Origin of the sequence: Streptomyces sp. GC420 (genome assembly GCF_009916105.1) — a bacterium.
In the GTDB taxonomy this organism is placed as follows: domain Bacteria; phylum Actinomycetota; class Actinomycetes; order Streptomycetales; family Streptomycetaceae; genus Streptomyces.
Window position 1 is genome coordinate 1 of sequence record NZ_JAAAXQ010000018.1, and the last position, 12,539, is coordinate 12,539.

General features: G+C 71.0%; 10 protein-coding genes. All 10 read left to right on the plus strand.

Annotation, left to right across the window (positions count from 1 at the left end):
• Positions 1-296: DALR anticodon-binding domain-containing protein (locus GUY61_RS03975; protein WP_243766168.1), on the plus strand; the 296-nt coding region annotated here is incomplete at its 5' end.
• Between the two features lie 21 nt (positions 297-317).
• Positions 318-1,709 (plus strand): diaminopimelate decarboxylase, encoded by a 1,392-nt coding sequence (lysA, locus tag GUY61_RS03980; protein ID WP_166628636.1) that lies wholly within the window; start codon positions 318-320, stop codon positions 1,707-1,709.
• Positions 1,710-1,805: 96 nt separating this feature from the next.
• Entirely contained in the window at positions 1,806-3,098 is a 1,293-nt protein-coding gene (locus GUY61_RS03985) for a homoserine dehydrogenase (protein WP_166628637.1), read from the plus strand.
• A 5-nt stretch (positions 3,099-3,103) separates the two neighbouring features.
• Complete coding sequence (gene thrC / locus GUY61_RS03990) at positions 3,104-4,162, plus strand: threonine synthase (protein ID WP_166628638.1); 1,059 nt, start codon at positions 3,104-3,106, stop codon at positions 4,160-4,162.
• Between the two features lie 251 nt (positions 4,163-4,413).
• Positions 4,414-5,442 (plus strand): homoserine kinase, encoded by a 1,029-nt coding sequence (thrB, locus tag GUY61_RS03995; protein ID WP_166628639.1) that lies wholly within the window; start codon positions 4,414-4,416, stop codon positions 5,440-5,442.
• Between the two features lie 332 nt (positions 5,443-5,774).
• Positions 5,775-7,823, plus strand: a complete 2,049-nt coding sequence (rho, locus tag GUY61_RS04000; RefSeq protein WP_166628640.1) for a transcription termination factor Rho — start codon at positions 5,775-5,777, stop codon at positions 7,821-7,823.
• A 155-nt stretch (positions 7,824-7,978) separates the two neighbouring features.
• Positions 7,979-9,703, plus strand: coding sequence for a trypsin-like serine protease (locus tag GUY61_RS04005; protein ID WP_313896499.1), 1,725 nt, complete (start codon positions 7,979-7,981; stop codon positions 9,701-9,703).
• Between the two features lie 467 nt (positions 9,704-10,170).
• Complete coding sequence (gene rpmE / locus GUY61_RS04010) at positions 10,171-10,401, plus strand: 50S ribosomal protein L31 (RefSeq protein ID WP_166628641.1); 231 nt, start codon at positions 10,171-10,173, stop codon at positions 10,399-10,401.
• 144 nt (positions 10,402-10,545) lie between these two features.
• Entirely contained in the window at positions 10,546-11,625 is a 1,080-nt protein-coding gene (gene prfA, locus GUY61_RS04015) for a peptide chain release factor 1 (protein ID WP_166628642.1), read from the plus strand.
• Between the two features lie 68 nt (positions 11,626-11,693).
• Positions 11,694-12,539 carry a peptide chain release factor N(5)-glutamine methyltransferase gene (prmC, locus tag GUY61_RS04020; protein ID WP_166628643.1) on the plus strand — a complete coding sequence of 282 codons (846 nt, stop codon included), beginning with the start codon at positions 11,694-11,696 and terminating at the stop codon, positions 12,537-12,539.

The window sequence follows — 12,539 nt, forward strand, 5'->3', positions numbered from 1 at the left end:
CCCGCGACGGCGGCGACCCCGCAGGCCCCGCCGACCCCACCAGCCTCGCCGGCCTCCTCCGCGACTACCCCACCGCCCTCGAGACCTCCGCCCGGCTCCGCGCGCCCGACCGGCTCGCCCGCCACCTCGAAAGCACAGCCGACGCCCTCCTCGGGTTCCAGCACACCGTGCTGCCCCGCGGCGACGAGAAACCCTCGGCCGCCCACCGGTCCCGGCTCGCCCTCGCCGAAGCCGCCGGGACGGTGCTCGCCGGCGGCCTGTCACTGCTCGGCGTCAGCGCACCCGAACACCTGTGAGACCTGAGAGAGACGCAGAGCATGAGCCGATCCGCACACCCCGCCGGGCCCCGTCATGCCGACGTACTGCCCGACGGGCACTACGTCGCCCCTCCCGCCGACCTGAACTCCCTTGAAGAGAAGGTGTGGGCGCGCACCGTACGCAGGCACGACGACGGTGTCGTCGCCGTCGGCGGCATCCCCGTCACCCGTCTCGCCGAGGAGTTCGGCACCCCCGCCTACATCCTCGACGAGGACGACTTCCGCGGCCGCTGCCGCGCCTGGCGGGAGGCCTTCGGGGACGACGCCGACGTCTTCTACGCCGGCAAGGCCTTCCTCTCCCGCGCCGTCGTGCGCTGGCTGCACGAGGAGGGCCTCAACCTCGACGTCTGCTCCGGCGGCGAGCTGAGCACCGCGCTCAGCGCCGGGATGCCCGCCGAGCGCATCGCCTTCCACGGCAACAACAAGACGGTGCACGAGATCGAGCGGGCCGTCGAGGCCGGGGTCGGCCGCCTCGTCGTCGACTCCTTCGAGGAGATCGTCAGGGTCGCGCACATCGCCAGGCGGGCCGGGCGCCGCCAGCGCATCCAGATCCGGGTGACGGTGGGTGTCGAGGCTCACACCCACGAGTTCATCGCCACCGCGCACGAGGACCAGAAGTTCGGTTTCTCCCTGGCAGGCGGGCAGGCCGCCGAGGCGGTGCGCCGCGCGCTGAAGCTGGACGGCCTGGAACTCGTCGGCATCCACTCGCACATCGGCTCGCAGATCTTCGACATGGCGGGCTTCGAGGTGTCCGCCCGCCGCGTCGTCGGCCTTCTCGCCGACATCCGCGACGAGCACGGCATCGAGCTGCCGGAGATCGACCTCGGCGGCGGCCTCGGCATCGCGTACACCGCGGACGACGACCCGAGCGAGCCCCACGACATCGCCAAGTCCCTCGGCGAGATCGTCACCCGGGAGTGCGAGAGCGCGGGACTGGCCACGCCGCGCCTCTCGGTCGAGCCCGGCCGGGCCATCGTCGGCCCCACCGCCTTCACGCTCTACGAGGTCGGCACGGTCAAGCCCCTCGAAGGGCTGCGCACCTACGTCAGCGTGGACGGCGGCATGTCGGACAACATCCGCACCGCGCTCTACGACGCCGAGTACAGCGTGGCGCTGGTCTCCCGGACCTCCGACGCCGAGCCCATGCTGTCCCGCGTCGTCGGAAAGCACTGCGAGAGCGGGGACATCGTGGTCAGGGACGCGTTCCTGCCCGGCGACCTCGCTCCCGGCGACCTGCTCGCCGTGCCCGCGACCGGTGCCTACTGCCGGTCGATGGCCAGCAACTACAACCACGCGCTGAAGCCGCCCGTCGTGGCGGTCCGCGACGGCGGGGCGCGTGTGATCGTCCGGCGGGAGACGGAGGAAGATCTCCTGCGTCTCGATGTCGGGTAATTGAGAAACATGTCTCGCAATCTGGACCAGGCTTAGAAACCGCCGTCCGGTGAGTGAGACTGGTCCAGCCAAAAGGTGTAGAGGAAACGAGGTCGGATGATGCGTACGCGTCCGCTGAAGGTGGCGCTGCTGGGCTGTGGAGTGGTCGGCTCAGAGGTGGCGCGCATCATGACGACGCACGCCGACGACCTCGCCGCCCGGATCGGGGCCCCGGTGGAGCTCGCCGGTGTCGCCGTCCGGCGCCCCTCGAAGGTCCGTGAGGGCATCCCCCAGGAGCTCATCACCACCGACGCCACCGCCCTGGTCAAACGCGGGGACATCGACGTCGTGGTCGAGGTCATCGGCGGCATCGAGCCCGCCCGCACCCTCATCACCACCGCTTTCGAGTACGGCGCCTCGGTGGTCTCCGCCAACAAGGCGCTCCTCGCCGAGGACGGCACCACCCTGTACGCCGCGGCCGAGGAGCACGGCCGCGACCTCTACTTCGAGGCGGCCGTCGCGGGCGCGATCCCGCTGATCAGGCCGCTGCGCGAATCCCTGGCCGGCGACAAGGTCAACCGCGTCCTCGGCATCGTCAACGGCACCACCAACTTCATCCTCGACCGGATGGACACCCACGGCGCCGGGTACTCCGAGGCGCTGGACGAGGCCACGGCCCTGGGCTACGCCGAGGCCGACCCGACCGCCGACGTCGAGGGCTTCGACGCCGCCGCCAAGGCCGCCATCCTCGCCGGTATCGCCTTCCACACCCGTGTGCGCCTCGACGACGTCTACCGCGAGGGCATGACCGAGGTGACGGCCGCCGACTTCGTCTCCGCGAAACGGATGGGGTGCACGATCAAGCTGCTCGCGATCTGCGAGAGGGCGGCGGACGGCAAGTCCGTGACCGCCCGTGTGCACCCCGCGATGATCCCGCTCAGCCACCCGCTCGCCTCCGTCCGCGAGGCGTACAACGCCGTCTTCGTCGAAGCCGAGGCGGCCGGCCGGCTGATGTTCTACGGACCCGGCGCGGGCGGTTCTCCCACCGCCTCCGCCGTTCTCGGCGACCTCGTCGCCGTCTGCCGCAACCGGCTCAACGACGCGACGGGGCCCGGCGAATCCGCGTACACCAAGCTTCCGGTCAGCGACATGGCCGAGGTCGTCACGCGGTACCACATCAGCCTCGACGTGGCCGACAAGCCGGGCGTGCTCGCCCAGGTGGCGACGGTCTTCGCCGAGCACGGCGTATCCATCGACACGGTGCGCCAGCAGGGCAAGGACGGCGAGGCGTCCCTCGTCGTCGTCACCCACCGTGCCGCGGACACGGCCCTGTCCGGGACCGTCGAGGCACTGCGCAAGCTCGACACCGTGCGCGGTGTCGCCAGCATCATGCGGGTTGAAGGAGAGTAGGAACCATGGCCCACCAGTGGCGCGGGATCATCGAGGAGTACCGGGACCGGCTGCCGGTCAGCGACACGACACCGGTCGTCTCGCTCCGCGAGGGCGGTACGCCGCTCGTGCCCGCGCAGGTGCTGTCCGAGCGCACGGGCTGCGAGGTCCACCTCAAGGTGGAGGGCGCCAACCCGACGGGCTCCTTCAAGGACCGCGGTATGACCATGGCGATCTCCAAGGCGAAGGAGGAGGGCGCGCAGGCCGTCATCTGCGCCTCCACCGGCAACACCTCCGCCTCCGCCGCCGCCTACGCGGTACGCGCGGGCATGGTCAGCGCCGTCCTCGTCCCCCAGGGCAAGATCGCGCTGGGCAAGATGGGGCAGGCGCTGGTGCACGGCGCCCGCATCCTCCAGGTCGACGGCAATTTCGACGACTGCCTGGACCTGGCCAGGGCGCTGTCCGAGAAGTACCCGGTGGCGCTGGTCAACTCCGTCAACCCGGTGCGGATCGAGGGGCAGAAGACCGCCGCGTTCGAGATCGTGGACATGCTGGGCGACGCGCCGGACATCCATGTCCTGCCGGTCGGCAACGCCGGCAACATCACGGCGTACTGGAAGGGCTACAAGGAGTATGCGGCCGACGGGATCGCCCGGCAGCGCCCGCGCATGTGGGGCTTCCAGGCGTCCGGCTCCGCGCCCATCGTGCGCGGTGAGGTCGTCAAGGACCCGTCGACCATCGCCACCGCCATCCGGATCGGCAACCCGGCCTCCTGGGCGTACGCCGAGGCCGCGCGTGACGAATCGGGCGGTCTCATCGACGAAGTGACGGACCGTGAGATCCTGCGTGCCTACAAGCTGCTGGCCGCGCAGGAGGGCGTCTTCGTCGAGCCGGCGTCCGCCGCATCCGTGGCCGGTCTGCTGAAGGCCGCCGAGCAGGGGAAGGTCGACCCCGGTCAGCGGATCGTCTGCACGGTCACCGGCAACGGGCTCAAGGACCCGGACTGGGCCGTCGCGGGCGCGCCGCAGCCCGTCACCGTACCGGTGGACGCCGACACGGCGGCGCGGAGCCTCGGTCTGGCCTAACCCCGGCACTGCCCGGGGTGCCGGTTCCAGCCATCTGTGATCGTATGGATCAAGGGACTGGAACAGACGACAGGGGGCACGGGAGACATACGACACGCATCGTGCGCCTCCCGTGCGCCCTATGTCGCCACGTAACCCACCTTCGATAGGCTGTACTGAACCCGCCCGCGCGTAGAGGCCCGCCGCATGTGCCGCGGAGCCGTCCAGGGCGTCGGTTCGAATCCGAACACACCAAGGAGAGTCATCGAGCGATGGCCGGTCCAGCGTTCCGCGCCGCCGCCGTACGGGTGCGCGTCCCCGCCACCAGCGCCAATCTCGGTCCGGGCTTCGACGCCTTCGGACTCGCGCTGGGGCTCTACGACGACGTCGTCGTCCGGGTGGCCGACAGCGGGCTGCACATCGACATCGCGGGCGAGGGCGCCGAGACCCTGCCGCGTGACGAGAGCCATCTGCTCGTACGGTCCCTGCGCACCGCCTTCGACCTGCTGGGCGGCCAGCCGCGCGGCCTCGAGGTGGTCTGCGCCAACCGCATCCCGCACGGCCGCGGCCTCGGCTCCTCCTCCGCCGCCATCTGCGCCGGCATCGTCGCCGCGCGCGCCGTCACGATAGGCGGCGAGTCGCGGCTCGACGACACCGCGCTGCTGGAACTGGCCACCGAGATCGAGGGCCACCCCGACAATGTCGCCGCCTGTCTGCTCGGCGGCTTCACCATCGCCTGGATGGACGCGGGAGCGGCCCGGGCGATCAGGATGGACGCATCGCGGTCCATCGTTCCGGTGGTTTTCGTGCCGTCCAGGCCGGTGCTGACCGAGACCGCGCGCGGCCTGCTGCCGCGCACGGTGCCGCACGTCGACGCGGCGCACAACGCGGGCCGTGCCGCACTGCTCGTCGAGGCCCTGACCAGGCGCCCCGAGCTGCTGCTCCCCGCGACGGAGGACCGGCTCCACCAGGAGTACCGCGCACCGGCGATGCCGGAGAGCGTCGCACTGGTCAACCGGCTGCGGGCGGACGGCGTCCCCGCGGTCATCTCCGGCGCGGGGCCCACGGTGCTCGCGCTGGCCGAGGACGGCGCGGCCGACAAGGTCGCGCGGCTGGCGGGAGAGGGCTGGGCGGCGAACCGCCTGACCCTGGACGCGGCGGGTGCGAGCGTCCTTCCGCTGTCCGGTTCCGGCAACGGGACCGGTTCCGGCAACGCGACAGGGGCCGGTGGGGGCACCGGCGCCGGGACGGACGCCGGTGAACGGGCGGCGGGCGCCGACAGGAGCGGCGATTGCCGGTGAACGAGAGGGGGAATGTTTGTTGGGTCGGGTAGTGTTAATCTCAAGTCGGCACCCAGCATCCTCGTGGTGCGGTGTCTGGTGTCCCCTTTCGGGACCGTCATTCTTCCGGGAGCCTCCCAAACTGCCTGAGCAACCTGGCTGAGCAGTGCCGAGCACGCTCCGGAACCGGCGCGACACCTCCATTCTCGCGTCGTAACCATGCATGTATTCCTCCGCCGTAATTGTTGGCGGACCACCGCCCCGGCCGGTCCACGAACCCAGGGACCACAGCCGGACAGCACAACCGGTCGCCGAGCCAGAAGGCCGACGTCCGCTCCAGGGAAGGACCCTTCGTGAGCGACACCACCGATCTGATGGGCGTGACTGCCGACAGTAGTGTCGACACCACTGCCGCGCCCGCCACGGGCGCCACTGCGGGCACTGCCCCGCGGCGCCGCCGTTCCGGCACCGGCCTTGAGGGCATGGTCCTGGCAGAGCTGCAGCAGGTCGCGTCCGGCCTCGGGATCAGGGGCACCGCGCGGATGCGCAAGAGCCAGCTGATCGAGGTCATCAAGGAGGCGCAGGCCGCAGGGGGCTCCGCCCCGGCCAAGAGCGCCGACGCGTCCGAGGCCGAGGCCAAGCCGAAGCGCCGCGCCACCTCCCGGGCCCGTACGGGCGACACGGCCGCAGCGGCCCCGGACAAGGCGGACACGGCCGCGCAGCAGGACAAGGCCGAGAAGGCCGTCGCCGTCGCCCAGCAGCAGATCGAGATTCCTGGCCAGCCGGCCAGTGACGACCAGCAGGCCGGCGAGCGTCGCCGGCGCCGGGCCACCGCGCCCGCCGGCGCCCCCGAGGCCGCCCACGAGGAGGCGCCGAAGGCCGCCGAGGGCGAGGCCAGGGAGCCGAAGCAGGCCGACCAGAAGGCCGAGTCCGCCGCCGACACCGCCGAGGGCAAGGGCGGCCGCCGCGACCGCCGGGACCGCGGCGAGCGCGGTGAGCGGGACCGCGGCGAGCGGGCCGAGCGGGACCGCGGCGAGCGTGGCCAGCGCGACCGCGACCGCCGCGGCAAGAGCGACGAGCAGGGCGGCCAGCGCCAGCAGCCGAACCAGGGCGGCCAGCAGCGCCAGGGCGGCGGCGGCCAGGGCCAGGACGACGACGACTTCGAGGGCGGCAGGCGGGGACGCCGCGGCCGCTACCGCGACCGCCGCGGCCGCCGGGGCCGCGACGAGTTCGGACCGGGCGAGCCCCAGGTCGCCGAGGACGACGTCCTGATCCCCGTCGCGGGCATCCTGGACATCCTCGACAACTACGCCTTCATCCGGACCTCCGGCTACCTGCCGGGCCCCAACGACGTGTACGTCTCCCTGGCCCAGGTCCGCAAGAACGGCCTGCGCAAGGGCGACCACGTCACCGGCGCGGTGCGGCAGCCGAAGGAGGGCGAGCGCCGCGAGAAGTTCAACGCGCTGGTCCGCCTGGACTCCGTCAACGGCATGGCCCCCGAATCGGGGCGCGGCCGCCCGGAGTTCAACAAGCTGACGCCCCTTTACCCGCAGGAGCGGCTCCGCCTGGAGACCGACCCGGGCATCCTGACCACCCGGATCATCGACCTCGTGTCGCCGATCGGCAAGGGTCAGCGAGGGCTGATCGTGGCCCCGCCGAAGACCGGCAAGACCATGATCCTCCAGGCGATCGCCAACGCGATCACCGTGAACAGCCCCGAGTGCCACCTGATGGTCGTCCTGGTCGACGAGCGTCCGGAAGAGGTCACCGACATGCAGCGGTCGGTGAAGGGCGAGGTCATCTCCTCGACCTTCGACCGTCCCGCAGAGGACCACACCACCGTCGCCGAACTGGCCATCGAGCGTGCCAAGCGCCTCGTCGAGCTGGGTCACGACGTGGTCGTCCTGCTGGACTCCATCACCCGTCTGGGCCGCGCGTACAACCTCGCGGCGCCCGCCTCCGGACGCATCCTGTCCGGTGGTGTCGACTCCACCGCGCTGTACCCGCCGAAGCGGTTCTTCGGCGCCGCGCGCAACATCGAGGACGGCGGCTCGCTGACCATCCTGGCCACCGCGCTGGTCGAGACCGGCTCGCGCATGGACGAGGTGATCTTCGAGGAGTTCAAGGGCACCGGCAACATGGAGCTCAAGCTCGACCGGAAGCTCTCCGACAAGCGCATCTTCCCGGCGGTGGACGTCGACGCGTCCAGCACCCGCAAGGAGGAGATCCTGCTCGGCGGCGAGGAGCTGGGCATCGTCTGGAAGCTGCGCCGGGTGCTGCACGCGCTCGACCAGCAGCAGGCGATCGAGCTGCTGCTGGACAAGATGAAGAAGACGAAGTCCAACGCGGAGTTCCTGCTGCAGATCCAGAAGACGACCCCGATGCCGGGCAACGGCGACTAGCCGCCGCTCGAAGGGACGTCACAGCAGGTCCACAGGGCCGCCCCCGCCATCCGGTACGCCGGAGGCGGGGGCGGCCCTGAGCGTTGTCAGGGGCGAGGGGTACGATCGCGGCTCACTTCGATTCTTCGAACAGATCTTTCACAGGGGGGACTTGAGTGCGTTTTTCCCGTTCCGAAGGCCGTCACAGACGCCGCCTCAGCCGGATAATCCCCGCCGCGGCGGCGGCCCTGGCACTGCTGACGGGCGGGACGCTCGTCGCCACGTCGTACGCGGGTGAGACCGGCTCCGAGAAGGTCGGAAAGCTCCAGGAGGGCATGACCCTCGCCGAACCGGAGACGGCGCAGGAAGCCGACGCGGGCGTCTCCACCCGGATCATCGGCGGCACGAGCACTTCGGCCTCCTGGATGGTCCAGCTGTTCTACGACGGCTACTTCTACTGCGGCGGCACACTGGTCGCCCCCAACAAGGTCCTGACCGCCGCGCACTGCCTGTACGACGGAAGCGGCAACAAGCTGGACTGGGGCACGTACGGCGAGGTGCTCGCCGGTACGAGCGTCAGCGGCACCGTCGCGGGCCACGGCGGCACCTGGGTCGACGTCACCCGCGGCTGGACGCACAAGAGCTACAGCGACGCGACCATCCAGAACGACGTGGCCGTGCTCACGCTGGCCAAGCCCCTGAGCTACTCCACGCTGGAGATGGCCAAGCCGGCCGATTCCGCTCTGTACGCCCCGGGCACCGATGCGACCGTGTACGGCTGGGGCATGACCTCGTCCACCGACCCCAACAGCATCGCCTCGAACCTGCTCAAGACCACCCTGCCGCTCAACTCGGACACCGACTGCACCGAGTACTTCAACGAGGCGATCGGCGGCGGCTTCGTCAAGGACAAGATGCTGTGCGCCGGGGAACCGGCCACGGGTGACGACGCGACGGCCAAGACCACCTGCCCCGGGGACTCCGGCGGCCCGCTGGTGGTCGGCAACAAGATCGTGGGCGTGGTCTCCTGGGGCATCGGCATCGAGGGCAGCAAGTACTGCAACGTCGAGGGCAGCTACGAGGTCTTCTCCAAGGTCTCGACGTACCACCGCGACGCCCGTCCGCGGGTCGACGACACCGACATCAGCCGCAACGGCAAGGCCGACCTCTTCCTGCGCTCCGACTCCGCCCACGGCGGCAAGGGCTACGTGAAGTACTCCACCGGAACCGGGTTCGGCTCCCGCAGCCAGCTCTCCGGCTCCTGGAGCGCGTACAACCTGATCATCCAGGCCGACCTCAACCGGGACGGCTACCAGGACTACGTGATGCGCCGCAGCTCCGACGGCGCGATGTACTGGCGGCACCGCTCGGCGTCCAGCTCCACCTTCACCGACACCAAGATCGCGTCGGACTGGGGGACCCGGAAGTTCAACGCCGTGCCGGGCGACGTCACCGGCGACCGCTTCCCCGACCTGGTCTCCGTCACCTCGGGCGGCACGCTGTACGTCTACCCGGGCAAGGGCAACGGGACCTTCGGCACCAGGGTCACCGGCGGCACCGGCTACGGCGCGTACAACATGCTCCGCGGCAAGGGCGACTTCACGAACGACGGCAAGTCCGACCTGATCGTGCGCGGCAGCGGCGGCAAGGTGTACGTGCTCCCCGGTACCGGCAAGGCCTCCGCGCCGTTCGGGACCGCGATCCACGTCCGCACCTGGGACAACTTCAACGCCTACGCGGCCCCCGGTGACGTCACGGGCGACGGCAGGCCCGACTTCGTCGTCCGCTCCACCGCCGGGAACCTGTACCTCTACCCGGGCACCGGCAAGGCGACGTCCGAGATCTTCGGCACCGCCGTCAAGATCGGCAGCGGCTACGAGCAGTACAACATCTTCGGCTGAGACCGGCACCGGGGCGGGGGCGGCTGCCGTCCCCGCCCGCCGGTCCTGCGAACGAGGGCCCACCGCCACCGGCGGTGGGCCCTCGGCCGTGAGGGCCGCCGGAGGGCTCAGCCACCTGGGGCACCCCGCCGGTCCGGTACGACCTTGCGGACCCCGATCGGGTGATGATCCCGCCGGAGAAGCGGTCCCCGCACGTCGGCGCCGCGCTGCGGCGGGACCGCGCCGTCCCCGCCGTCCCCGCCGTCCGCCGCCGGACCGCGCGGGGCAGCGGGGCGGGAGACCCGCCACCGCCTCCTGAGCGCCGCCTCGGCACCCGCCGCCCACCCGGGAACGAGCCGGGAATAGATCACTTCACTCCCCGGTTTTGGGAGATACGGCCAGTCCTGGCAGACTGGTACGTCGGCCCCGGTTCACGTACCCGCATCCCGCGCGTGCGACCCGGCGCCCTCCCGAACCTAGGAGAAACCTTGAAGCGCGACATCCACCCCGAGTACGTCGAGACCCAGGTGAGCTGCACCTGCGGCGCGTCGTTCACCACCCGCAGCACGATCGAGTCCGGCACCATCCGGGCCGAGGTCTGCTCCGAGTGCCACCCGTTCTACACGGGCAAGCAGAAGATCCTCGACACCGGTGGCCGTGTGGCCCGCTTCGAGGCCCGCTTCGGCAAGAAGGCCGCTGCCGGCTCCGCCAAGAAGTAGCGAGCCACCGCGCCGGTCCTCGGCCGCCCCGCTCCACGGGGTGTCCGGGGCCGGCGCTTTTGGCGTCGCGGCCTTCCGGCCTTCCGGCGCCGGCCCCGAGCAGCAGCGTTTTCCCTCAGCAGTACGATATTCAGGAGCCCGGAGATGTTCGAGGCGGTCGAGGACCTGATCGGTGAGCACGCCGATCTGGAGAAGAAGCTCGCGGACCCCTCGGTCCACGCCGACCAGGCGAACGCGCGCAGGATGAACAAGCGCTATGCCGAGCTGACCCCGATCGTCAGCACGTACCGCGCGTGGAAGCGGACCGGCGACGACATCGTGACGGCCCGCGAGTTCGCCGCCGACGACCCGGACTTCGCCGCCGAGGTCAAGGAGCTGACCGAGCAGCGCGAGGAGCTCACCGAGAAGCTGCGGCTGCTGCTGGTCCCGCGCGACCCGAGCGACGACAAGGACGTCATCCTGGAGATCAAGGCGGGCGCGGGCGGCGACGAGTCCGCCCTGTTCGCCGGCGACCTGCTGCGGATGTACCTGCGCTACGCCGAACGGATCGGCTGGAAGACGGAGATCATCGACGCCACCGAGTCCGAGCTCGGCGGCTACAAGGACGTCCAGGTCGCCGTGAAGACCAAGGGCGGCCAGGGCGCCACCGAGCCCGGCCAGGGCGTCTGGGCCCGGCTGAAGTACGAGGGCGGCGTGCACCGCGTGCAGCGCGTGCCCGCGACCGAGTCGCAGGGCCGCATCCACACCTCCGCGGCCGGTGTCCTCGTCACGCCGGAGGCCGAGGAGGTCGACGTCGAGATCAACCCGAACGATCTGCGCATCGACGTCTACCGCTCCTCGGGGCCCGGCGGCCAGTCCGTCAACACCACCGACTCCGCGGTGCGCATCACGCACCTGCCGACCGGCGTCGTCGCCTCCTGCCAGAATGAGAAGAGCCAGCTCCAGAACAAGGAGCAGGCCCTGCGCATCCTGCGGTCGCGGCTGCTCGCCGCCGCGCAGGAGGAGGCCGAGAAGAACGCCGCGGACGCCCGCCGCAGCCAGGTCCGCACGGTCGACAGGTCCGAGAAGATCCGTACGTACAACTTCCCCGAGAACCGCCTCTCGGACCACCGGGTCGGTTTCAAGGCGTACAACCTCGACCAGGTGCTCGACGGTGACCTGGACGCGGTCATCCAGGCTTGCGTCGACGCCGACTCCGCCGCCAAGCTCGCGGCCACGTCCTGAAAAGCCCAGGGGCCAAAGCCGGCTCCGGCACCCCGAAGACCCCTGTACGTTCCGGCTGGAGGAAGAGCGTGAACCTTCTGCTCGCCGAGGTGGCCCAGGCCACCCAGCGGCTGGCCGACGCCGGTGTGCCCTCGCCGCGTTTCGACGCCGAGGAGCTCGCCGCGTTCGTGCACGGCGTCAAGCGGGGTGAACTGCACAACGTCAAGGACGCCGACTTCGACGCCCGCTACTGGGAGGCCGTGGCGCGCCGCGAGGCCCGCGAACCGCTCCAGCACATCACCGGCCGCGCGTTCTTCCGCTACCTCGAACTCCAGGTGGGTCCGGGGGTGTTCGTGCCCCGGCCGGAGACCGAGTCCGTCGTCGGCTGGGCCATAGACGCGGTGCGGGCGATGGACGTCGTCGAGCCGCTGATCGTCGACCTGTGCACCGGCTCGGGTGCCATCGCCCTGGCCATGGCACAGGAGGTGCCCAGGTCGCGGGTGCACGCCGTGGAGCTGTCCGAAGAGGCACTGCGGTGGACCCGCAAGAACGTCGAGGGTTCCCGGGTGGTGCTGCACCAGGGCGACGCGCTGACGGCCCTGCCCGAGCTCGACGGGCAGGTCGACCTGGTCATCTCCAACCCGCCGTACATCCCGCTGACCGAATGGGAGTACGTCGCGCCGGAGGCCCGTGACCACGACCCCGAACTCGCCCTCTTCTCGGGCGAGGACGGACTCGACACGATCCGCGGCATCGAACGGACGGCGCACCGGCTGCTGCGGCCGGGCGGGCTCGTCGTCGTCGAGCACGCCGACACCCAGGGCGGCCAGGTGCCGTGGATCTTCAACGAGGAGGCCGGCTGGACGGACGCGGCCGACCACCCCGACCTGAACAACCGGCCCCGCTTCGCGACGGCCCGCAGGGCGATGCCGTGA